The organism is Sphingomonas sp. R1 (assembly GCF_025960285.1).
Classification (GTDB): domain Bacteria; phylum Pseudomonadota; class Alphaproteobacteria; order Sphingomonadales; family Sphingomonadaceae; genus Sphingomonas.
On sequence record NZ_CP110111.1, the window covers coordinates 2,477,911 to 2,499,656 of the forward strand.

26 protein-coding genes and 1 tRNA gene are annotated in these 21,746 nt (G+C 68.7%); 14 read left to right on the plus strand and 13 right to left on the minus strand.

Going from position 1 to position 21,746, the window contains the following annotated elements:
- Positions 1-106 precede the first annotated feature (106 nt).
- From hemC to OIM94_RS11845, 6 genes are read left to right on the plus strand one after another with little or no spacing between them, the layout of a single operon-like run.
- Positions 107-1,012 carry a hydroxymethylbilane synthase gene (gene hemC / locus OIM94_RS11820; protein WP_264606926.1) on the plus strand — a complete coding sequence of 302 codons (906 nt, stop codon included), beginning with the start codon at positions 107-109 and terminating at the stop codon, positions 1,010-1,012.
- Positions 1,009-1,671 (plus strand): uroporphyrinogen-III synthase, encoded by a 663-nt coding sequence (locus tag OIM94_RS11825; RefSeq protein ID WP_264606927.1) that lies wholly within the window; start codon positions 1,009-1,011, stop codon positions 1,669-1,671. The genes hemC and OIM94_RS11825 overlap by 4 nt, the downstream gene beginning before the upstream one ends.
- Positions 1,672-1,703: 32 nt before the next feature.
- Complete coding sequence (locus tag OIM94_RS11830; protein WP_264606928.1) at positions 1,704-2,597, plus strand: hypothetical protein; 894 nt, start codon at positions 1,704-1,706, stop codon at positions 2,595-2,597.
- Position 2,598: 1 nt separating this feature from the next.
- A complete protein-coding gene (locus tag OIM94_RS11835; RefSeq protein WP_264606929.1) occupies positions 2,599-3,783 on the plus strand; it encodes an acyl-CoA dehydrogenase in 1,185 nt (394 codons plus the stop codon).
- Positions 3,783-4,301: a GNAT family N-acetyltransferase gene (locus OIM94_RS11840; RefSeq protein WP_264606930.1), complete on the plus strand. Its 519-nt coding sequence runs from the start codon at positions 3,783-3,785 to the stop codon at positions 4,299-4,301. The genes OIM94_RS11835 and OIM94_RS11840 overlap by 1 nt, the downstream gene beginning before the upstream one ends.
- Positions 4,298-5,404 carry a CaiB/BaiF CoA transferase family protein gene (locus tag OIM94_RS11845; RefSeq protein ID WP_264606931.1) on the plus strand — a complete coding sequence of 369 codons (1,107 nt, stop codon included), beginning with the start codon at positions 4,298-4,300 and terminating at the stop codon, positions 5,402-5,404. The genes OIM94_RS11840 and OIM94_RS11845 overlap by 4 nt, the downstream gene beginning before the upstream one ends.
- 131 nt (positions 5,405-5,535) lie before the next feature.
- Here the strand turns inward: OIM94_RS11845 and OIM94_RS11850 are convergent, their stop codons facing one another.
- Both OIM94_RS11850 and OIM94_RS11855 read right to left on the minus strand, forming a co-directional pair.
- Positions 5,536-6,192 (minus strand): COQ9 family protein, encoded by a 657-nt coding sequence (locus tag OIM94_RS11850; protein WP_264606932.1) that lies wholly within the window; start codon positions 6,190-6,192, stop codon positions 5,536-5,538.
- 40 nt (positions 6,193-6,232) lie between these two features.
- A complete protein-coding gene (locus OIM94_RS11855) occupies positions 6,233-7,138 on the minus strand; it encodes a DMT family transporter (RefSeq protein ID WP_264606933.1) in 906 nt (301 codons plus the stop codon).
- Positions 7,139-7,193: 55 nt separating this feature from the next.
- Between OIM94_RS11855 and OIM94_RS11860 the strand changes: the two genes are divergently transcribed.
- Positions 7,194-8,309, plus strand: coding sequence for an alkene reductase (locus OIM94_RS11860; protein ID WP_264606934.1), 1,116 nt, complete (start codon positions 7,194-7,196; stop codon positions 8,307-8,309).
- Here OIM94_RS11860 and OIM94_RS11865 read toward each other — a convergent pair.
- The 9 genes from OIM94_RS11865 to gltX all read right to left on the minus strand — a co-directional run bounded on the left by OIM94_RS11865 (position 8,270) and on the right by gltX (position 14,970).
- On the minus strand, positions 8,270-8,629 hold the full coding sequence (locus OIM94_RS11865; RefSeq protein ID WP_264606935.1) for a hypothetical protein: 360 nt from the start codon (positions 8,627-8,629) through the stop codon (positions 8,270-8,272). The genes OIM94_RS11860 and OIM94_RS11865 overlap by 40 nt on opposite strands.
- 163 nt (positions 8,630-8,792) lie before the next feature.
- Positions 8,793-9,338 carry a GNAT family N-acetyltransferase gene (locus tag OIM94_RS11870; protein WP_264606936.1) on the minus strand — a complete coding sequence of 182 codons (546 nt, stop codon included), beginning with the start codon at positions 9,336-9,338 and terminating at the stop codon, positions 8,793-8,795.
- Positions 9,338-9,757, minus strand: a complete 420-nt coding sequence (ribH, locus tag OIM94_RS11875) for a 6,7-dimethyl-8-ribityllumazine synthase (RefSeq protein WP_264606937.1) — start codon at positions 9,755-9,757, stop codon at positions 9,338-9,340. Before ribH ends, OIM94_RS11870 begins: the two co-directional genes overlap by 1 nt.
- Positions 9,757-10,893 (minus strand): 3,4-dihydroxy-2-butanone-4-phosphate synthase, encoded by a 1,137-nt coding sequence (ribB, locus tag OIM94_RS11880; RefSeq protein WP_264606938.1) that lies wholly within the window; start codon positions 10,891-10,893, stop codon positions 9,757-9,759. The genes ribH and ribB overlap by 1 nt, the downstream gene beginning before the upstream one ends.
- Positions 10,880-11,488 carry a riboflavin synthase gene (locus tag OIM94_RS11885; protein WP_264606939.1) on the minus strand — a complete coding sequence of 203 codons (609 nt, stop codon included), beginning with the start codon at positions 11,486-11,488 and terminating at the stop codon, positions 10,880-10,882. The genes ribB and OIM94_RS11885 overlap by 14 nt, the downstream gene beginning before the upstream one ends.
- On the minus strand, positions 11,488-12,435 hold the full coding sequence (gene ribD, locus OIM94_RS11890) for a bifunctional diaminohydroxyphosphoribosylaminopyrimidine deaminase/5-amino-6-(5-phosphoribosylamino)uracil reductase RibD (protein WP_264609896.1): 948 nt from the start codon (positions 12,433-12,435) through the stop codon (positions 11,488-11,490). Before ribD ends, OIM94_RS11885 begins: the two co-directional genes overlap by 1 nt.
- Before the next feature lie 14 nt (positions 12,436-12,449).
- Positions 12,450-12,797, minus strand: a complete 348-nt coding sequence (locus tag OIM94_RS11895; protein WP_264606940.1) for a hypothetical protein — start codon at positions 12,795-12,797, stop codon at positions 12,450-12,452.
- A 73-nt stretch (positions 12,798-12,870) separates the two neighbouring features.
- Positions 12,871-13,548, minus strand: coding sequence for an energy transducer TonB (locus OIM94_RS11900; RefSeq protein WP_264606941.1), 678 nt, complete (start codon positions 13,546-13,548; stop codon positions 12,871-12,873).
- A gap of 90 nt (positions 13,549-13,638) precedes the next feature.
- Positions 13,639-14,970, minus strand: coding sequence for a glutamate--tRNA ligase (gene gltX, locus OIM94_RS11905; RefSeq protein WP_264606942.1), 1,332 nt, complete (start codon positions 14,968-14,970; stop codon positions 13,639-13,641).
- 117 nt (positions 14,971-15,087) lie between these two features.
- Here gltX and OIM94_RS11910 point away from each other — a divergent pair, with 117 nt between their 5' ends.
- Positions 15,088-16,023 (plus strand): ribose-phosphate pyrophosphokinase, encoded by a 936-nt coding sequence (locus tag OIM94_RS11910; RefSeq protein ID WP_264606943.1) that lies wholly within the window; start codon positions 15,088-15,090, stop codon positions 16,021-16,023.
- Between the two features lie 114 nt (positions 16,024-16,137).
- On the opposite strand, the gene OIM94_RS11915 is transcribed toward OIM94_RS11910, so the two are convergent.
- The gene (locus tag OIM94_RS11915) at positions 16,138-16,899 is read right to left on the minus strand and encodes a sulfite exporter TauE/SafE family protein (protein ID WP_264606944.1); all 762 of its coding nucleotides are present in this window, start codon (positions 16,897-16,899) and stop codon (positions 16,138-16,140) included.
- Between the two features lie 64 nt (positions 16,900-16,963).
- On the opposite strand from OIM94_RS11915, the gene OIM94_RS11920 reads away from it, so the two are divergent.
- The 4 genes from OIM94_RS11920 to OIM94_RS11935 all read left to right on the plus strand — a co-directional run bounded on the left by OIM94_RS11920 (position 16,964) and on the right by OIM94_RS11935 (position 19,665).
- Positions 16,964-17,287: an antibiotic biosynthesis monooxygenase family protein gene (locus OIM94_RS11920; RefSeq protein WP_264606945.1), complete on the plus strand. Its 324-nt coding sequence runs from the start codon at positions 16,964-16,966 to the stop codon at positions 17,285-17,287.
- Positions 17,284-18,603 carry an MFS transporter gene (locus OIM94_RS11925; RefSeq protein ID WP_264606946.1) on the plus strand — a complete coding sequence of 440 codons (1,320 nt, stop codon included), beginning with the start codon at positions 17,284-17,286 and terminating at the stop codon, positions 18,601-18,603. Before OIM94_RS11920 ends, OIM94_RS11925 begins: the two co-directional genes overlap by 4 nt.
- A gap of 128 nt (positions 18,604-18,731) precedes the next feature.
- Positions 18,732-19,130 carry a hypothetical protein gene (locus tag OIM94_RS11930; protein ID WP_264606947.1) on the plus strand — a complete coding sequence of 133 codons (399 nt, stop codon included), beginning with the start codon at positions 18,732-18,734 and terminating at the stop codon, positions 19,128-19,130.
- 4 nt (positions 19,131-19,134) lie between these two features.
- A complete protein-coding gene (locus tag OIM94_RS11935; RefSeq protein WP_264606948.1) occupies positions 19,135-19,665 on the plus strand; it encodes a hypothetical protein in 531 nt (176 codons plus the stop codon).
- Between the two features lie 53 nt (positions 19,666-19,718).
- Here OIM94_RS11935 and OIM94_RS11940 read toward each other — a convergent pair.
- A tRNA-Gln gene (locus tag OIM94_RS11940) sits at positions 19,719-19,792 on the minus strand.
- A gap of 157 nt (positions 19,793-19,949) precedes the next feature.
- On the opposite strand from OIM94_RS11940, the gene OIM94_RS11945 reads away from it, so the two are divergent.
- Both OIM94_RS11945 and OIM94_RS11950 read left to right on the plus strand, forming a co-directional pair.
- The gene (locus OIM94_RS11945) at positions 19,950-21,020 is read left to right on the plus strand and encodes a Ppx/GppA phosphatase family protein (RefSeq protein WP_264609897.1); all 1,071 of its coding nucleotides are present in this window, start codon (positions 19,950-19,952) and stop codon (positions 21,018-21,020) included.
- A 30-nt stretch (positions 21,021-21,050) separates the two neighbouring features.
- The gene (locus OIM94_RS11950; RefSeq protein ID WP_264606949.1) at positions 21,051-21,740 is read left to right on the plus strand and encodes an RlmE family RNA methyltransferase; all 690 of its coding nucleotides are present in this window, start codon (positions 21,051-21,053) and stop codon (positions 21,738-21,740) included.
- Positions 21,741-21,746: the final 6 nt, after the last annotated feature.

Below are 21,746 nucleotides of genomic sequence, written 5' to 3' on the forward strand. Positions count from 1 at the left end.
GTCCTCATCTAAGCCGCCTGGCGGCAGGGTCCAGAGGCAGGCGATGCTTTGGGGTCCGCGAATACCCCCATTGCCCTTGGCTTCCCGCGATCCTAGCACCGCTGCCATGACCGCATTCCGCATCGGCACCCGTGGCTCGCCGCTCGCTCTCACCCAGGCCAACATGGTTCGCGATGCACTCAAGGCAGCGCACGGTATCGACGGCGAGATCGTCGTCGTGCGCACCACCGGCGACAGGGTGCAGGATCGCCCGCTCGCCGAGATCGGCGGCAAGGCGCTTTGGACCAAGGAGCTGGACCGCGCACTGCTGGAAGGCGAGATCGACTGCGCCGTGCATTCGATGAAGGATGTCGAGACGATCCGGCCGGAGGCGATCACCATCGCCGCGATGCTGCCGCGCGCGGATGTGCGCGATCGGCTGGTCGGCGCGGAATCGCTGGCCGCCCTGCGCCCCGGTGCGGTGATCGGCACCGCATCGCCGCGCCGCGCCGCGCAGGTGAAGCGCCACCGCCCCGACGTCACCACCGTGCTGTTTCGCGGCAATGTCGACACGCGCCTCGCCAGGCTGGCGGCGGGGGAGGCGGACGCGACGCTGCTGGCCTCGGCAGGGCTGGACCGGCTGGGGCGTCCCGATGTCGGGCACATCCTGCCGACCAACGTGATGCTGCCCGCGCCCGCCCAAGGTGCCGTCGGCATCGAGGCGCGCACCGGCGACACGCGTACGCTGGCGCTGATCGCGGCGATCGACCACCCGCAGACGCGCGCCTGCGTGCTCGCCGAACGCGCCTTTCTCGCGGCCCTCATGGCCGATTGCCATTCGCCGGTGGCGGCGCTTGCCACGATCGAGGGCGCGATCCTCACCATCGAGGCGGAACTCTATGCCGAGGACGGCACGGCCCATGTCCATGGCATGATCGAAGGCGCGCCGGAGGATCCGATGCTCCCCGCGGTGCTTGCCCGCGACTTGCTGGACCGCGCGCCGGCCGCGGTACGCGCGCTGTTCGCGGGGTGAGCCGGCCGATCGCCATTTTGCGGCCGGAACCCGGCAACCGCATCACCGCCGCCGCGATCGAGGGGCGCGGACGTGTCGCCATCCGCCTGCCGCTGTTTGCAACCCGGTCGCTTGCCTGGACCGTCCCCGATCCAAACGCCTTCGACGCGCTGATCCTGACGAGCGCCAACGCCGTGCGGCTCGCCGGCGACGGGCTGCAGATGTTGCGCGGCCTGCCGGTCCATGCCGTGGGCGAGGCGACCGCCTCCGCTGCGCGCCGCGCGCATTTCGATGTCGTGTCGGTTGGGCAGGCAGGCGCGGCCGCCCTGGTCGCGCAGGCCCAGGCCGCGGGCGTGCGCCATGCGCTGCATCTGGCCGGGCAGGAGCGCACGCTGGACATAGGGGGCATCATCGCGGCGGTGCTGCCGGTCTATGCGAGCGAGCCGCTGCCGATAAGGCCGGAAGCGGCAACGGCGCTCGGCGGCAGCGTCGCGCTGGTGCAATCGGCCCGCGCCGGTGCGCGACTGGCCGAGATCGTCGCGGATCGCGGCGCGATCCTCCTCGCCGCGATCAGCGAGGCGGCGGCGGCGGGTGCCGGCGGCGGCTGGCGCGCCACCGCCATCGCCGCCCGACCGGACACGGAAGCGCTGATCGACCTCGCCATCGCGCTCGCCGATTGACCCGCGCGCCCCGCGCGGCGAAAAGGGCGCCCATGAGCGACGAGCCCCTGGCGCCCGAGCCGGTCCGAACCTTGAGTCCGCGCCGCCCCCGAATGATCCCTGCCGGGCTTGGCTTCCTCGCCGGCGTTGCCCTCACGGCGGGTGCGATCCAGCTTGCCGGTTCGCATCAGGCGATCGCGCCGGCCGGTACCACCAAGCCGGCCGCGGCCCCCTCTCCCGCAGCACAGCCGCTGAAGATGCCGCCGCCGGTGCTGGCCCCCGCCACCGATGTCGCGACGCTCGACGCGCGCGAAAGCGCGCTGGCGGCGCGGCTCGATGCGCTGGAGCTGGCGCTGCGCCAGGCCGACGAGAGCGCGCGCAATGCCGCCCAATACTCCACCCAGGCCGAACGGCTGATGGTCGCCGCCGCCGTGCGCCGCGCGATCGAGCGGGGCCAGCCGCTGGGCAGCCTGGAGCAGCAGCTCCGCGGCCGCTTCGGCGAACGGCATCCGCAGGCCGTGGGTGCCATCGTCGCCGCCGCCGCCGATCCGCTGACGCTGGAGGACCTGCGCATCGCGCTGGACACCATCGCGCCGCGGCTCGGCACCGGACCGGACGACAGCATCTGGGTCCGCTTCCGCAGCTTTGTCGGCGACCTTTTCGTGCTCCATCAGGCCGGCATGCCGAGCCCCCGCCCGGCCGAGCGGCTGCGCCGCGCCCGCAGCGCGCTGGCCGCCGGCAATGTGGAAACCGCGATCGCCGAAGTGGCGCACATGCCCGGCGCTTCCGTGGCGGAGGGCTGGACCAGCGCGGCCTCGCGCTATGTCAACGCCCGCAAGGCACTGGACGAGATAGAGAAGGCGGCCGCTGCAACGCCGCCCAAACCCCCGGTCGTGGCGCCGGCACCCGCCCCCGCCCCGGCACCGGAGACACCGAGGAACGACTGAAATGGCAGAGATGGGCCGGTTCGACTGGCAGGATCCGTTCGGGCTCGATGGCGAGCTGACCGACGAGGAGCGGATGGTGCGCGATGCCGCGCGCGATTATGCGCAGGGCGAGCTGCTCCCGCGCGTAACCTCCGCCTATCTGGAGGAACGCTTCGATCGCGAGATCATGGCCGAGATGGGCACGCTGGGCCTGCTCGGCCCGACGATTCCCGAAACCTATGGCGGCGCCGGGCTCGGCTATGTCGCCTATGGCCTGGTCGCGCGCGAAGTGGAGCGGGTCGATTCGGGCTATCGCTCGGCGATGAGCGTGCAGAGCTCGCTCGTCATGCACCCCATCCATGCCTATGGCAGCGAGGAGCAGCGGCGGAAGTACCTGCCCAAGCTGGCGAGCGGCGAATGGGTCGGCTGCTTCGGCCTCACCGAGCCCGATGCCGGCTCCGACCCCGCCGGCATGCGCACCCGCGCCGAGAAGATCGACGGCGGCTACCGGATCACCGGCGCCAAGATGTGGATCACCAATTCGCCGATCGCCGACGTGTTCGTCGTCTGGGCGAAGAGCGACGCGCATGACGGCGCGATCCGCGGTTTCGTGCTCGAACGCGGCATGAAGGGGCTCACCAGCCCCAAGATCGAAGGCAAGCTTTCCTTACGCGCCTCGGTGACCGGCGAAATCGTGATGGACGGGGTGGAGGTGAGCGAAGATGCGCTGCTGCCCAACGTCCAGGGGCTGAAGGGTCCGTTCGGCTGCCTCAACCGCGCGCGCTACGGCATCGCCTGGGGCACGATGGGCGCGGCGGAGGCATGCTTCCATGCCGCGCGGCAGTATACGCTCGATCGCCAGCAGTTCGGCCGGCCGCTCGCGGCAACCCAGCTGGTCCAGCTCAAGCTCGCCAACATGGAGACCGAGATCGCGCTCGGCCTGCAGGCGGCGCTGCGCTGCGGGCGGATGTTCGATGCGGGCACGCTCAGCCCGGAGGCGATCAGCATCATCAAGCGCAACAATTGCGGCAAGGCGCTGGAGATCGCCCGCGTTGCCCGCGACATGCATGGCGGCAACGGCATCTCGGCCGAATTCCACGTGATCCGCCACGCGATCAACCTCGAGACGGTGAACACCTATGAGGGCACGCACGACGTGCACGGGCTGATCCTGGGCCGTGCGATCACCGGCATCGCGGCGTTCTGATGGCGCCTGATCGGCAGCCGGTGCTCGAAGGCGAACTGGTCCGCATCCGCCCGCTGGTGGCGGCGGACTGGGACGCGCTCTACGCGGTCGCCTCGGATCCGCTGATCTGGGAAGTCCATCCGCGGCCGGACCGCTGGCAGGAACCGGTGTTTCGCCAGTTCTTCGCCGAGGCGCTCGCCTGCGGCGGCGGGCTGGCGATCGAGGACAGGGCGACCGGCGCGATCATCGGCTCCAGCCGCTACGATCATCACGTGCCCGAAGAAGACGAGATCGAGATCGGCTGGACCTTTCTGGCGCGCGCCTATTGGGGCGGCACCTACAATCGCGAGGTCAAGCGGCTGATGCTCGACCATATCCATCGCTATGTGGGCACCGTGGTGTTCCTGGTTGGCGAGCACAACGTCCGCTCGCGCGGGGCCATGGCGAAGATCGGCGGTCGGCTGATTCCTGGCCGGACCCATCGCGGCGGCGGACAGGTCTTCTCGGATCACGTTGTCTACGCGATCCGGCGGCCGTGAAGCCGCTCGCCGGCATCAAGGTCGTCGAGCTCGCCCGCATCCTCGCAGGACCCTGGTGCGGGCAGCTGCTCGCCGATCTCGGCGCAGAGGTGGTGAAGGTCGAGCGGCCGGGTACGGGTGACGATACCCGCCACTGGGGCCCGCCCTTCCTCCACGATGCGGAGGGCGTGCACCGCGACGCCGCCTATTTCCATGCCTGCAACCGCGGCAAGACCAGCATCGGCATCGACATCGCCACGCCCGAAGGCCAGGCGGCGGCGCGCGCGCTGATCGCCGAGGCCGATGTGGTGATCGAGAATTACAAGGTCGGCGGGCTGGTGAAATATGGTCTGGATGCCGGCAGCCTGCGCGCGACGAACCCGCGGCTGATCGTCTGCTCGATCACCGGCTTCGGCCAGACCGGGCCCTATGCCGCCCGCGCCGGCTACGACTTCATCATCCAGGGGATGGGCGGGGCGATGAGCCTCACCGGCGAACCCGATGGCGCGCCGCAAAAGGCGGGCGTCGCCTATGCCGACATCTTCACCGGCGTCTATTCGGCCGTCGCGATCCTCGCCGCGCTCCGCCGGCGCGACGGGGAGGGCGTTGGCGCCCATATCGACATGGCGCTGCTCGATACGCAGGTGGCGGTGCTCGCCAACCAGGCGCTCAACTGGATGGCGAGCGGCAAGGTGCCGCACCGGATGGGCAACGGTCATGCGAATCTGGTGCCGTACCAGGCCTTTGCCTGTCGCGACGGCGAGCTGATCGTCGCGGTGGGCAATGATTCGCAGTTCGCCAAATTGTGCGCGATCCTCGGCCTCGGTCTGGCGGGCGATCCGCGCTTCGCGACCAACCCGGCGCGGGTGACGAATCGCGATGTCCTCATCCCGCAGCTAGCCCGCGCGATCCTCGATTGGGCCAAGGCCGATCTTTACGAGGCGCTGGAGGCACAGGGCGTACCCGCCGGGCCGATCAACCGTATCGACGAGGTGTTCGCCGATCCGCAGGTGGTCGCGCGCGGGCTGGCGATCGTGCGCGAGGGGCTGCCCGGCCTCGCCAGCCCGATCACGATCGATGGCGAACGCATGGTCGCGGACGGCGCGAGTCCCGCCCGGCCCTAAGCGCTCGCGTCCCACAATCCGTCATCCCGGCGGAAGCCGGGATCCATTCGCCACTCGGTGAAAGCAGGAGCCGGTACGGAGACCCCAATGGACCCCGGCTTTCGCCGGGGTGACGCGAAGAGGGAAGCGACTCAGATCGCGGGGTAGCGCAGCCGACCGATGAAGCGCGAGAGGCTCGGCCGGTTGGTCGTGCGGTTCACGAAACCGGCCTTGGCCTTTTCGAAGCGCATGATCCCCTCGATCCGCCGCGCGAGGAAGGCGCGGGTGTCCGCCCATTCCTCGCTCTCGTCCTGCACGAACACGGCGATGGTCGCGGCATAGACGCTGCCGAGCGTCATCCGCTTGGTATAATGGTTGTAGTCGGTGGCGGTGTCGCCCGCCGCGCGCCACATCGCGTCCGCCGCGCGCCAGCCGAGCTTGCTCGCCTTGGCGAGGTTCTGCGGCATGGCGAGGATCGCCAGCGCGCGGCGCAGCGCGTCGCGATAGGGGGCGAGCAGCGCCAGCCGCGCCTCGACCAATGCGGTGATGCGCGCGCGGATCTTCATCGCCGCCAACGCCTCGGGCGAAAGTTCGTCGAGCATCGCGCGATCGATATGCGCAAACCAGGCATCGATCATCGCCAGCGGGCCGTCCGAGAAAGCGAGTCGCGCCACGTCGCGGTCGACCCCCATGCCGTCGGCGGTGGCGTCGAGCGCACGCTGGTTCCAGCCGTCAAAGGCGGCATTGGCGGCAAGCGACGGCGCAAGCGCCGCGCGCAGTTCGTCGAGGGTGGCGTCGGCGAGATCCATGGCTGCTGATCTAGGCCCGAAGCTGCCGCCCGGCAACCGCCTACCCCTTGGGCCGTACCGCGCCCTGCCGCACCAGCACCAACGCCGCCGCAACCAGTGCCGCACCGAAGAGGTCGGCGGTCGCCAGCCGCTCGTCGAAGATGATCCAGCCGAGCGCCGCACCTACCGCGGGCTGCACCAGCAGCGCGATGCCGATCACCAGCGGCGAGAGATGGCCGAGCGCATAGATCATGCAACCCTGACCGATCAGCTGGCTGACGATGGCGAGCGCCAGCAAGGGCCACCAGAGATGCGGCACGATCTGCTCGCCCATTGCCAGCGCGATCACCAGCAGCGGCGGGATGGTGGCGAGCGAGGAAAGCGCAAGCGCGGGCACCGGCGCAAGGCTCGCCCGCACCCGCGCCATGAGCACGAAATAGAGCGCGTAAAATATTCCGGCGGCGAGGCAGAACAGGTCCCCCGCGAGGTGCCGCGAAGAGAGCTCAGCAGAGCGCCCGAGCAGCAGTGCACCACCGATTGCGGCGAGCAGCAACGCCGCGCCCTGGCTCTTGCTGGGCCAGGCGCGCGCCACGACGAAGCCGTAGATCGGGAAGATCAGCGAGGCCGAATTTCCGAACAGCGTCGAGTTGGCGAGCGTCGTGCGAACGATGCCGACATGCCAGCTCGCCAGATCCAGCGCGAACACCACGCCGGCGATCCCCAAGATCCACCATCGTCCGCGGGCAAGCGCGATCGGCCGCTCGCCCATCGCCGTGGCGACCGCGAACAGGATCGGGGTGGCGATGATCAATCGCCAGAATGCTGCCGAGACCGGCCCCACATCCGCCATCCGCACGAACAGCGGGCCAGTCGCGAGCGCCGTATTCGCGATGAGCGCTGCAATCAGCGCGGTCGCAACATGGCTTCGTGCCGGGGAAGTTTTTGTTGTCGGTGCGTTGCGGTGCATGGGGCCCTGTAGCGCCCTATCTCCGCCAAGTCACAAACAGCATCAGGGAATTTCGATGCCCAGCCTGTTCGATCCCATTCAGCTCGGCGCGATCCACGCCGCCAATCGCGTGTGGATGTCGCCGCTCACCCGCGGTCGCTCGACCCGCAGCCATGTGCCGACGCCCGTTATGGCCGACTATTATCGCCAGCGTGCCAGCGCCGGCCTGATCATCAGCGAAGCGACCGGCATCAGCCAGCAAGGGCTCGGCTGGGCCTATGCCCCGGGCATTTGGAGCGACGAGCAGGTCGAGGCCTGGAAGCCGATCACGGCGGCGGTCCACGAAGCCGGCGGCAAGATCGTCTCGCAGCTTTGGCACATGGGCCGGCTGGTCCATGCCGACTTTCTCGGGGGCGAGCCGCCGGTCTCGTCGTCAGCAACCACCGCGCCGGGCGAGGTGCGGACCTATCCCGCGGAGGATTCCGGCGAGATCAAGCGCCCCTACGGCCAGGCCCGGCCGCTGCGCACCGACGAGATCCCCGGCATCCTCGATGACTATGCGCGTGCTGCCGAAAACGCGATTCGCGCCGGATTCGACGGGGTGCAGATCCACGCCGCCAATGGCTATTTGATCGACCAGTTCCTGCGCGACAATTCGAACTTCCGCGAGGACACGTATGGCGGATCGATCGAGAACCGCATCCGACTGCTGCGCGAGGTGAGCCAGCGCGTGGTCGACACGATCGGGGCAGAGCGCACCGGCGTGCGCCTTTCGCCCAATGGCGAAGTGCAGGGCGTCAACGACAGCAATCCGGTGCCGCTCTTCGAAGCCGCGGCCGCAGCGCTCGACGATATCGGCGTGGCGTTCCTCGAGATGCGCGAACCGCGTCCGGGCGGCAGCCGTGGGGAACCCGATCAGCCACCGATCCATCCGGTGATGCGCAAGGTCTATTCCGGCGTGCTGGCGCTCAATTCCGACTATGATGCGGACAGTGCGCAGGCTGCCCTGGACGCGGGCGAGGCCGACGCCATCGCCTTCGGCCGCACCTTCCTCGCCAATCCGGACCTGCCGCGCCGCCTGCGCGACGGGCTGCCGCTCAATCCGCAGCGCGAGGAGCTGTTTTACGTCGGCGGCGCCGAGGGCTATACCGACTATCCCACCGCCGACGAACTGGCGCTTGCATCGGCCTGATCGAAGCCGTCGAGCCATCGGGTGCTGGCCGCGCGAAGAGACTCACGGGTCTTTTGCGGGGTCAGCACCGCGGCGAGGGTGAAGGGGAACCAGGGCCAGAAGAGGAAGCTGCCCGTCACCAGCAGCGCAATCAGGATCGCGCCGCCGAAGCGCAGCGCCGCCAGCCGGGAATGCGCGGTGTAATTGAGCTTGATCGTGCGCGGCGCCTTGGTGTCGAACCAACGGCGGGTGACGAAGCTGTCCGGCGTAGCGGCCGGACGTTGTATTCCGAACCGCCAACCCTGCGCACCCCCACCCCTTGGGGGAGGGGCTATCCGCAATCGCTGTCGCTTTTGGTCGCCATTCCCTCCTCCCCCGATCCCTCCCGCCAGCGGAAGGGGAGATTTGGTCTGGGAGACTTCGCGGCCGGTAGCGCGATCGACAACGACGAGCCGCCTTCCCCGCTCTTCGACACGATAGCGGGTGGGCGGCATGTCCATCGTGTCAGCCCTGCGCCGCGCGGCGGACGCGCCACTGATCGGCGGTCTGCGCCCACCGATCGACGCGGAAATCCTCAAGCGGCGCCGGAAGCTGGGTAGCCCCGCGATTCTCCGCGCCCAGCGCCTGCGCCAGCCGGATCGAGGCTGTATTTTCCGGATCGATGGTGTGGATCACCTCGTCCCAGCCGAGCACGTCGATGGCATAGTCGATCGCCGCCGTGGCCGCCTCGCGGGCATAGCCCTTGCCCGCCGCCTCCCGCGCCACACCCCAGCCGACCTCCAGACCGGGCCAGCCGTCCGGCGCATGCGGACCGATGCGACCGATCCAGCGGCCGCTCGCCCGCTCGATCACCGCGAACATCGAGAAGCCGCGGATCGTCCAGGCGCCCGCCATGCTGCACATGCCGCGCCAGGCGGTGCCCCGCGGCTGGACGCCGCCCAGGAACCGCATCGCGTCCGGATCGGCATGGAACGCCGCCCATGCCTCGAAATCGCCAGCCTCGTGCTGGCGCAGGATAAGGCGCTCGGTTTCGAGCACCGGCACCTGCATCAGCCGAACTTGCCCTTGAGCGCGAGCATCGCCAGCGCCGCCTTGGCCGCCTCGCCGCCCTTGTCCTTCTGCGCGGGGTCCGCGCGGACCAGGGCCTGCGCCTCGTTCTCGACCGTCAGGATGCCGTTGCCGATCGCGACGCCGTCCATCGAGAGGGCCATCAGGCCGCGCGCGCTCTCGCCCGCGACGATCTCGAAATGATAGGTCTCGCCGCGGATCACAACGCCGATCGCAACGAACGCGTCGTACCGGCCGCTGTCCGCCGCCAGCGCGACCGCACCCGGGATCTCCAATGCGCCCGGCACCGTGATCACCTCAGCCTTGTGGCCCGCCGCCTCGATCGCCGCCTTGGCACCGGCGATCAGCATGTCGTTGAGATGCTCGTAGAAGCGCGCTTCGACGATGAGGATGTTGGCCATTATTGCTCCGGATCGATGGGGCGCTCACCGACGATCGACAGGCCGTAGCCGTCGAGCCCGATCAGCGTGTGATGGGTGTTGGTGAGCAGGATCATGTCCTGCACGCCGAGTTCGGTAAGAATGGTAGCGCCGACGCCGTAGTCGCGCAGCTCGTCCATATCCTTGGCCGGAATCGCACCGCTGCGCGCCTGGAGCGCAAGAGTGAAGCTGTCGGCGCGCGGGCGATTGATGACGACGATCACGCCAGCACCTTCCCGGCCGATGATCTCCATCGACTTGCGGAGCAGCCCGCCGCGCGGGCCATCCTCGCCAAACAGGTCGCTGAACGGAGAGAGCTGGTGCATGCGGACCAGCGTCGGCTGGTCCGGATTGATGCTGCCCTTGACCAGCGCCAGCTGCTCGCTGCCGGTCGCCTTGTTCCAGAAGGTCAGCGCGCGCCAGTCCCCGCCCCAGGGGCTGGTGAAGCTCGCCTCGGCACGCTGCTCGACGAGATGGTCGTGGCGGCGGCGATAGGCGATCAGGTCGCGGATAGTGCCGATCTTGAGGTTGTGGAGCTGGGCGAAGCCGACAAGGTCGTCGAGCCGCGCCATCGTCCCGTCGTCCTTCATGATCTCGCAGATCACGCCGGCGGGGTTGAGGCCAGCGAGGCGGGCGACGTCCACCGCCGCCTCGGTATGGCCGGCGCGAACCAGCACGCCGCCGTCGCGGGCGACCAGCGGAAAGACGTGGCCCGGGGTGACGATATCCGTGCGATCCTTGGTGCTGTCGATCGCGACCGAGATGGTGCGGGCGCGGTCGGCGGCGGAAATGCCCGTGGTCACGCCTTCCTTCGCCTCGATCGAGACGGTGAAGGCGGTTTCGTGCCGGGTGCCGTTGGCGCGGCTCATCAACTCGAGCCCGAGCTGGTCGACGCGCGCCTTGGTCATTGCCAGGCAGATCAGCCCGCGGCCGTACTTGGCCATGAAGTTGATTGCATCGGGCGTCGCCATCTGCGCGGGGATGACCAGATCGCCTTCATTCTCGCGATCCTCGTCATCGACCAGGATGAACATGCGGCCGTTGCGGGCCTCGTCGATCAGTTCCTCGGGCGAGGAGAGAAAGCCGTGCTTGAGCGCGGCGAGTTCAGCCTTTGGCACGCAATGCCTCCATGCGCTGGAGATAGCGTGCCAGCACGTCGATCTCCAGATTGACCGCCTGCCCTTCCGCCAGCGTGGCGAAGGTGGTGACGGCCGCGGTGTGCGGGATGATGTTGAGGTGGAATTCGACGCCCTCGGGGGTGTCGTCCACCGCGTTGACGGTCAGCGAGACGCCGTCGACGGTGATCGAGCCCTTGGGGGCGACATAGGGCGCAATCTCAGGCCCCGCCGCGATCACGACATGGTGCGAGCCTTCGATCGCCTCGACCAGCTTCACCCGGCCGACGCCGTCGACATGGCCGGTGACGATGTGCCCGCCCAGCTCGTCGCCGAGACGCAGTGCGCGCTCGAGGTTGAGCTTGCGGCCGGCGGTCCACTGGTCGTCGGCGGTGCGCGACACGGTCTCGCCCGACACGTCGAAGTCGAGCCAGCCGGGGCCCTTGTCGACCACCGTCAGGCACACGCCCGAACAGGCGACCGAGGCGCCGAGATCGATCTCATGGGTGGGATAGGCCGTCGACACACGCACGCGCAGGTCGCCCTGGCGCTCTATCGCGTCGATCGTGCCGACATCGCTTACGATTCCGGTGAACATCAGTTGCGCTCGTAGACCTCGAACCGATCGCTGCCAAGCAGTCGAGAGTCCAGTAGACGCCAGCGATCATGCGCCTCGGACAATGCGGCGAGGCCGAACGCCTCGATCGCAGGTTTGCCGCCGCCGATCAGGATCGGGGCGCGGTAGAGAAGAAGTCGGTCGACCAGATCGGCGCGGAGAAAGGCAGTCGCCGCCTTGGCGCCACCCTCGACCATCAGCGTATCGATCCCCGCGAGATGGCGGATATCGGCCACATCAGCGATCCGCTCCCAGCCGGGCGGGGTGGGGCCGGTGGAAGAAAGTAGGATCCGCCGAGGCGCGCGATCGGCCAAGCCGGGCAGGCGGACGTCGAGCTTGGGCGTATCCGCAAGGAAGGTGCCGCGACCGACGAGGATGCCGTCGTGCCGGGCGCGCTCGAGATGGACATGGGCGCGGGCCTGGGGGCCGGTGATCCACTTGCTCTCGCCGGTCGACAGCGCGATGCGGCCGTCGAGCGAGGTGGCGAGCTTGAGGGTGACCTGCGGGCGGCCCCTGGCAAGGCGGGTGAGAAAACCGGCCATGCTGCGCCGAGCCTCTGCCGCCATCAGCCCGGAATCGACCGCGACTCCCGCGTCCTGGAGACGTGCGAAGCCGGTGCCGTCGGTGCGGGGGTCGGGATCTCGCAGCGCCGCCACCACGCGCGCCACGCCGGCACGGATCAGCAAATCGGAACATGCCGGACCGCGCGGCGAAACATGCGCACAGGGCTCCAGGGTCACATATGCCGTAGCCCCCCGCGCCGCATCGCCCGCCTCCGCCAGTGCCAGTGCCTCTGCGTGAGGGCGGCCGCCAGGCTGGGTCCACCCACGACCCACGACCCGCCCATCGCGGACCAGGACGCAGCCAACATTGGGGTTGGGCGCCGTTCGCCCCTTGCCCCGCTCGGCCAGCCCGAGCGCCACTGCCATCCAGCGCGCGTCGTTCAAATGCCGTGCTTCTTCAGCCAGTCGTCATATTTCTTGAACTCGGCCTGGCGCTTCTTCTGACGCTCCAGCAGCGCCGCTTCCTCCTGCTGGCGCTTGGCCTCATCCACCTTCTGCTTGGCGCGGATCTCCGCTTCCGTGCGGGTGATCGGCCAACTGTCTACATAGATGATGTTCTTCTTGTACGGCACGGGCACGTGCGAGTCCTTCACGAACATCACGATGATGCCGAACGTGACCGCCAGCGCGAGGATCATGAACCAGAGTTCGTGCTTCTTGCGCGTCGCCAGATAGCCACGCAGGTCGCGCAGCGCCCGGAGCGGCGAGATGTTTTTGAGGAAGGTCATCGCGGGGCGAAGATAGGGACGCGGGGGCTCCAGGGCCAGCCCCCGCGTCCACGCAGCACTGGCCGGAGGGCGATCAGCGCGCGTCTTCGATCCGGAAGCGCACGGTCATGGTCTTCCAGCTTTCCTCGGCCACCCCGCCGCGCGTCGCCGGCCGAAACCGCCATTTGCCGAGCGCCTGACGCTTGGTGACCGCGAAGAAGGCGTCGCTGGTGGCGCTTACCGGCTCCACCGCCTTAACCCGCCCGTCGGCACCGATCAGCACGCGCAAGGTGACCAGCCCGTCACGCTGGGCGCGGATCTCCTGCGAGGGGTATTCGGGCTGGAAATCCTGGGCGTAGCGGGGATCGGTGGTCGCGCCAATCAGCGCGGGCGCGGGCGCGGGCCTGGCCGGTTCGATGACGGTCACGGGACCGGGGTCGGTGGGCTTTTCGTTCGTCGGCAGCGCATCGGGCAGGATCGTGGTGGTCCGGATGCTGGTTTCGCTGATCGTGTCGACGACCGGCTTTTCCAGGAAGGGGGGCTGCGACGTGCGCGGCTGGACCTTCTCAACGGGCTTGGGGTCGTCGACCGGCGGCGGTGGCGGCGCCTCGCGAATGTCGATCGGCCGCATCACTGTATCCGGGTCCTTCAGCACGATGATGTTCGGCGCGGCGAAGATCATTCCGGCGATGATCGCGCCGTTGATGGCAAGCGCCGCGCCGAAGCTGACCGATCGCGGTGCGCTGGCATGATAACGGGTATCGGCATGCATCAGATTGCACTCCTTCTCCAACACCGGTCTGTGAACGCCGGATGAAGGAGATGGTACAACGTTACATGAATGTCGTAAAGATGGAGCGGCTCAGCCTGTGGCCAGCCGTTCCAGCGCACGATCCTTGCCGATGAGGGGGAGCAGCGCGGCCATGTCCGGTCCATGGTCGCGTCCCGTCAGGGCGCGGCGGAGCGGCAGGAACAGCGCCTTGCCCTTGCGACCGGTCGCGACCTTCAGCGCATCGGTCAGTGTGCGCCACGGATCGGTCGACCAGTCCAGCTCCGCCGCCACCACCCGTGCACGGGCGAGGAAGTCGCCATCCTCCTCCGCCACCGGCGGCGGAGCGATCGGACCCTGGACGACGGCCCACCAATCGGCGGCCTCGGCGACGGTGGAAAGGTTCGGCCGAATCGCGTCCCAGCCCGCCACATCGATTCCCGCGGGCAGCCGATCGGCGACGGCGGCATGATCCAGCTGGTGGACGATCCGGGCGTTCAGCTGGGCAAGCTCGGCCTCATCGAACCGTGCCGGCGCGCGGCCGAAGCGGCCGAAGTCGAAGCTCGCGATCAGCGGCGTCGGATCGGCAAAGGGTTCGACCGGATCGCTGGTGCCGAGCCGGGCGAGCAGCGCGATCAGTGCCTGGGGTTCGATGCCGACGTCACGGAAATGGTCGATGCCGAGCGAGCCCAGCCGCTTCGACAGCTTGCCCTCGTTGCCGGTCAGCAGCGCCTCGTGCGCGAAGCCGGGCACCGCGCCGCCGAGGGCGGTGAACATCTGGATCTGGCTGGCAGTGTTCGAGACATGGTCCTCGCCGCGCACGACATGGGTGACACCCATGTCGATATCGTCGATCACGCTCGGCAGCAGGTAGAGCCAGGAGCCGTCGGCGCGCCGCACCACGGGATCGCTGAGCAGCCGGGCCTCGAAGCGCTGGGGCCCGCGCACCATGTCCTCCCACGCGATCGCCTCGTCATGGTCGAGCCGGAAGCGCCAGTGCGGGCGCACGCCTTCGGCCTCCAGCGTGGCGCGACCCGCATCGGTCAGCGCCAGCGCGGCGCGATCATAGACCGGCGGCAGCCCGCGGCCGAGCAGCACCTTGCGCTTGAGCTCTAGCTCCTGCGCGGTTTCGTAAGCGGGATAGACGCGGCCATCGGCAACCAGCTGGGCGAATCGCGCCTCGTAGCGGTCGAACCGCGCGGACTGGCGTTCCTCGGCATCGGGGATGAGGCCCATCCAGGCCAGATCGGCGCGGATGCTCTCGACGAATCGTTCTTCCGATCGCGCCTGGTCGGTATCGTCGATCCGCAGCAGGAAGGTGCCGCCATGGCGGCGCGCGAACAGCCAGTTATGCAGCGCGGTCCGCAGGTTGCCGACATGCAGCGTACCGGTGGGGCTCGGGGCGAAACGGGTAACGACGGTCATGCTTCGGGCCTAGGCTGGCACACCGTGCGTCGCAATGCCCTCTTTGCGTCACGGAAACGTCGCACTAAAGGGCGCGGGCATCGGGACATCGCGAGCGGCTCAGGAGGCCAGCATCTTATGAAACTCATGGCCGGCAATTCGAACCTGCCGCTGGCGAGCGCCATCGCCGACTATCTGGAGATCCCCCTCACCCAGGCGAACGTCCGCCGCTTCGCCGACGAGGAGATCTTCGTCGAGATCCTGGAAAACGTCCGCGGCGAGGACGTGTTCGTGCTCCAGTCGACCAGCTATCCGGCGAACGACAATCTGATGGAGCTGCTGATCATGATCGACGCGCTCCGCCGCGCGTCGGCCAAGCGGATCACCGCGGTGCTCCCCTATTTCGGCTATGCCCGCCAGGACCGGAAGCCGGGCCCGCGCACGCCGATCTCGGCCAAGCTGGTCGCCAACCTGATCACCACCGCGGGCGCCAACCGCGTCCTCTCGGTCGACCTCCATGCCGGGCAGATCCAGGGCTTTTTCGACATCCCGACGGACAATCTGTTCGCGGCCCCGGTGATGTCGGCCGACATCCAGACCCGCTTCATCGACAAGCAGTGGATGGTCGTCTCGCCCGACGTCGGCGGCGTGGTGCGCGCGCGCCAGCTCGCCAAGCGACTCGACAATGCGCCGCTCGCCATCGTCGACAAGCGCCGCGAGCGTCCGGGTGAATCGGAGGTGATGAACATCATCGGCGAGGTGAAGGGCCGCTTCTGCATCCTGATCGACGACATCGTCGATTCGGCCGGCACCCTCTGCAACGCCGCCGCGGCGCTGAAGGCGGCGGGAGCCGAGGACGTGGTCGCATACTGCACCCACGGCGTGCTTTCGGGCGCCGCGATGTCGCGCGTCGCCAAGTCCGAACTTCGCGAGCTGGTGATTACCGATTCGATCGGCAACCACGAGATCGTCGCGGCCGGCGAGAAGGTCCGGCACCTGACGATCGCCCCGCTGATCGCCGAGGCGATCCGCCGCATCGCCGACGAAAGCTCGGTCTCGAGCCTGTTCGATTGACGCCTCTTGGCCCCTCCTCCTTGGAGGAGGGGTCGGGGTGGAGGGATTCCAGAACGCGGATCGGTCTCTGCGAGACACTGCCCCACCCCAACCCCTCCCATAAAGGGGAGGGACTTAAGAAGCTGTCTTCCCCACCGCTTCCCAGATTAACGCGCCGCCCACCGCGATCATCAGCACATAGATCGCGGTATAGAAGCGCTCCGGCGATACCCGCCGCACCAGCCACACGCCGGCCAGCGTCGAAGCCAGCGCCAGCGGGAACAGCGCCGCCGAGGTCAGCAGGTTCGCGGCCGTGAACTGGCCCAGCGCCCAATAGGCCGGCACCTTGATCCAGTTGGTCGCGGCGAAGAAGATCGCGGTTGTGCCCACCAGCCGGTCGCGCGGCAGGTTTCGCGGCAGCACCCAGAGCTGGAAGGGCGGCTGCCCGGCATGGGCGATCTGGCTGGTGAAGCCGGACGCCACCCCGAACAGGCTGCCCACCCATTCCGGCCAGCGTGCCGCCATCGCCGGTGCGGCCCGCCCGCTCGCCCATAGCCGGTAGAGCCCGAACAAAATCGAGATCGCGCCCACCGCCGCCAGCACCAGCACCGGCGACACGCTGGCGGCGAACCCATAGCCCAGCGCGATCCCGGCCATCGATCCCGGCAGCATCCATGCCAGCAGTCCCCAGTCTACCGTGCGGCGGAACGCCCATACGCTCACCACATCCTGCAGAATCAGGATCGGCAGCGTGATCGCGGCGGCGCGCACCGGATCGATCGCCAGTGCCAGCAGCGGCAGCGACAGCGCGCCCATGCCGGCAAAGCCACCCTTCGAAAGCCCGAGCAGCAGCACCGCGGGGACGGCGAGCGCATAGAAATGCCAATCGGTGATCATCGCTGCCTGCTTTCGCAGGGGTTGCCCGGATTGCAAAGCGGCCCGCGCGTTCTACGATTCCAATATGGGAGAGGATCACAGAGGCCAGACCGCGGTGCTGTTCGTCTCGAAGCGCACCGACGAGGATGCGGCAGGCTATGCCGCTGCCGCCGACGCGATGGACACGCTCGCCGCCGCACAGCCCGGCTATCGCGGGATCGAATCGCAGCGCGGCGCAGGAGGCATCGGCATCACGATCAGCTATTGGGCGGACGAAGCCAGCGCCGCCGCGTGGCGCGACCATCCGGACCATGCCGCGATCCGCGCCCTTGGCCGCGAACGCTGGTACGATTGGTACGAGGTGATCGTCACCCGCGTCGAGCGCAGCTATCGGTGGCGCCGCGCATGAGCCGGGCGATCGATCGCGATTTCGCGCTGTTGTTCGGCGTGATGCTGATGATCGCGGCGGGCAACACCGCGCTGCAATCGATCCTGCCCGCTCTCGGCCGCTCGCTGCACGCGGCGGACAGCGCGGTGGCGGCAGTCTTTTCGGTCTCCGCCCTGCTGTGGATGCTGACCGCACCGTTCTGGGCCAATCGATCCGAGCGTGCCGGGCGCCGCACCATGGTGCTGCTCGGCATCCTCGGCTTCACCGCCTCGCTGGGGCTTTGCGGGCTGTGCCTCGCGCTTGGCATCAACGGCGTGCTGGGCCCGTTCGCCACCTTTGCCGCCTTCGTCGTCGGGCGCATGCTCTATGGTGGCTTTGGATCGGCCGCGCCGCCGGCCGTGCAGGCGATCGTCGCCGCACGCACGAGCCGAGAGGACCGAACCAAGGCGCTGACTCTGCTCGCCTCCGCCTTCGGGCTCGGAACGATCCTGGGGCCGGCAGTCGCACCCTATCTGGTGATGGGCCATCTCTGGCCCGGCGGGCCGCTGATCGGCCTATCCGGCCCCGCCTTCGCCGCAAGCGCGGTGGGCGTGGTACTGTTCGTCGCGGTGCTGCGGCTGCTGCCGCGCGATTCGGGCGCCGTCGAGCATGGCGCCGCCCCCAGCTATCCCTCGATCGGCGGCCAGGGCACCGGTGCGAGCGTGGCCGCTGCTACCGGCGAGCATGCCGAGCATGTCCGCACCTTCGACCTGCGCGTCCGCCCGTGGATGATCGCCGGTCTGGTCAGCGGCCACGCGCAAGCGATGACGGGACAGGCCATCGGCTTCCTGATCATCGATCGGCTGGCGCTCGCCCCCGCCGCCGCGCTGGAGCCCACCGGGCTGGTGCTGATGATCGGAGCCGGCGCCTCGCTGCTCGTCCAATGGGGCCTGATCCCGCTGCTCGATCTGAAGCCGCGCGCGCTGATCCTCGCCGGCGCCGCGCTGGGGGCGCTGGGCTGCCTCGCCACCGCGAATGCGACGAGCCTGTACGGGATCGCTTTGGGCTATGCCATGATCGCGCTTGGCATGGGGTTCGCCCGGCCAGGCTTCACCGCCGGCGCATCGCTGGCGGTAGGGCCGCACGCGCAAGGATCGGTGGCGGGGCGGGTCACGTCGATCAACGGCGCGGCCTTCGTGCTGGGGCCGTCGATCGGCGTCGCGATGTATGAGTTCCGGGCGTCGCTGCCCTTCCTGGTGGCGGCTGCCGCGCTGGTGGCGCTGTTCGGCTATGGCTGGGTCGCGACAGGGCGGCGCGCGCCCCGCCACGATGGCGGACGAAAGGGCGCGCAGCAGTAACGAGGTACTCAAACCTGGCCGGCTCCCGTCCCTGCCCGGTTCGAGTGCCTATTGAACGAAGCGGTCACCTTGCCGTACGAAGATGCGGGGCGAACGGCACAGCGCCGTCGTACGACAGGGGAGGTATGATGAAGAAGCTTTCGGCAATCGCATGCGGCGTGCTGCTCGTCGGCATCGCGGGATCTGCACAGGCGCAAGACAAGCCGGCTGCACCCGCACCACTCGTCAATGAAGATGCCGGCGTACCGGTATTTCCCTATGACATCACGGATCGCCCCTACAAGGTGCTCGGCGAAGTCAAGGCGGGCGTGCGCAAGGCGACCGTGTTCAGCAAGTCGCCGTCGCAGAAGAAGATCTATGCCGAACTCTGGGAGCGCGCACAGAAGCTCGGTGCCGATGCGGTGGTGAAGGCAAGCTATGGCGACGCGCACGTGACCGCGTTCAGCTGGGGCAAGTCCAACGCGACCGGGGTCGCGATCAAGTTCCTGCCTGCCGAGGCATCGGCGACGGCACCGGCGAACCGCTAAGCGCATGCGAGGCGTGCGACGTGCGGCAGCGATGATCCTGGCCGCCGTCGCGTTGGGCGGCGCGGCGGCGCAGACCGTTCCCGCGCCGCCCGCACACCGCCTCCCCGGCGGGATGGCGGTGCGGCTGATGGTGTTGAAGGAAGTGAACAGCCGCGACGCGAAACCGGGCGATCGCTTCCGGTTGCGCGTCGATGCGCCGGTGGTCGTCGATGGCGCCACCGTGATCCCCGTCGGCGCGACCGCCTGGGGCGAAATCATCGGGACGAAAGATACCGGTGCGGTCGGCGGCAAGGGGCGGCTCAGCGCGCGGCTGCTCTATGTCGAGACGCCGGACGGGCACATCGCGCTTTCGGGCGCCCAGGATCGCGAAGGCAAGGGGAACACCGGTGGCGTGGTCCTCTCGGTGATCGGCTTCGGCCTGCTCGGTCTGCTGAACAAGGGCGGCAACGCGCTGCTGAAGGCAGGCGACATCCTCATCGGCATCGTCGAGGAACCAAGCGCCCCAAGCGCTCCCGATACCGCCAAACCCGGCTGAACCGGCAGCGACGCCGCCGGCGGCACGAACTTGGATGCTGGTGAAAGCGCTGTTGGATGCCCCGTGAGGATTCGAACCTCAATTGACGGAGTCAGAGTCCGTAGTCTTACCTTTAGACGACGGGGCACCGGACAGGTCGCGCCAGATAGGGGGATGCGGCGCCCATGTCAACGCCGCAATTTCGCACTCGCCTTGCTCTTGCGCCCCACCTCGTCTAGCCTCGCATCCAAGCACCGGCCGGACCGTTTTGGTTCGGTGACGGAAGAAGATAAGTGAGTGATGACATGGGGGATGGCTCCGCCAGAATGCCCCGCGGAAGGCGCGCTGCCGCTGCGCGCCCTGTGGCGCCGCCGGCCGCGAAAGCGCCGGCCGCGAAAGGACCGCAACGCTGGTCCGAATCGCGGCATTATGCCGCGCTGGATCTGGGTACCAATAATTGCCGCCTGCTGATCGCACGCCCGCAAGGCGCGGGCTTCGCGGTGATCGACGCCTTTTCGCGAATCGTGCGCCTCGGCGAAGGGCTGGCGACCACCGGCCGGCTCTCCGATGCAGCGATCGAGCGGACGCTCGCGGCGCTGCGCATTTGTGCGGACAAGCTCAAGCGCCGCAACGTCGCGCTTGCCCGATCGGTGGCGACCCAGGCCTGCCGCCAGGCGGTGAACGGCGCCGAGTTCATCGAGCGCGCCTATCGCGAGACCGGCATCGCACTGGACATTATCACGGCCGAGGAAGAAGCGCGGCTGGCCGTGCTCGGCTGCCATGCGCTGCTCGAACCCGGTGACGGCCCCGCGTTGGTGTTCGATATCGGCGGCGGGTCGACGGAGCTGGTGCTGGTCGATTCGCACGCCCCCATCCCCCGCATCCTCGACTGGCACAGCGCGCCGTGGGGCGTGGTGTCGCTCAGCGAGGCAACCGGCCAGAGCAAGGCAGTGACTGCCGACGCCCGCGCCGCCGCCTATGCCGACATGCGCGCCCGGGTGCGGGAAAGCTTCGCGCCGTTCGTCGAGCGGCTCCGTCCGCCCAAGGGTACGCGGCGCCTGCTCGGCACCAGCGGCACGGTAACGACGCTCGCCAGCGTGCATCTGGGCCTCACCTCCTATGACCGTTCGGCGGTGGACGGGCTGATCGTGCCCAGCGCCGCGATGCGGGAGGTCAGCCAGAGCATCGCCGGCATGAGCATCAAGCAGCGCGCCCAGGTGCCGTGCATCGGCAACGAGCGCGCCGACCTGGTGGTCGCGGGCTGCGCGATTCTGGAGACGATCCTCGACATCTGGCCTGCCGAACGGCTAGGCATCGCCGATCGCGGCATTCGCGAAGGTATTCTGCGCCGGTTGATCGGGGGCGCGCCCCTGTAATCCGGCCCAAGCGCTTGTGAGGAAGATTCGATGAGCAGGGGCGGTGGTCGCGGCCATGTCCGCGTGCGCACGGCGCGCGGCCGTACGGCGCAATCGACGCGCTGGCTGGAGCGCCAGCTGAACGACCCCTATGTCCGCCGGGCGAAGGCCGAGGGCTATCGCAGCCGCGCGGCCTACAAGCTGACCGAGCTGGACGAGAAGTTCGGCTTCCTGAAAGGCGCCAAGCGCGTGGTGGACCTGGGCGTGGCGCCCGGCGGATGGACGCAGGTGGTCCGTCGCGTGCTGCCCAAGGCGGCGGTGGTCGGGATCGATCTGCTGCCGGTCGACCCGATCGAGGGCGCGACGCTGCTCCAGATGGACTTCATGGACGATGCGGCCCCTGATCGGCTGATCGAGGCGCTGGGCGGAACACCGGACCTGATCCTGTCGGACATGGCGGCGAACACGGTCGGCCATCCGCAGACCGACGCGCTGCGGACGATGGCGCTGGTGGAGACCGCCTTCGACTTCGCGATCAAGACCCTCGCACCCGGCGGCGACTTCGTCGCCAAGGTATTCGCCGGCGGGGCCGATTCGGCACTGATCGCCGAAATGAAGCGTGCCTTCGCCACCGTGAAGCACGCCAAGCCGCCTGCCAGCCGCAAGGGTTCGGTGGAATGGTATGTCGTGGCGCAGGGGTTCAAGGGGCGTAGCGAGGCGGCACCGCCGAGCGCGGACTGAACCGCC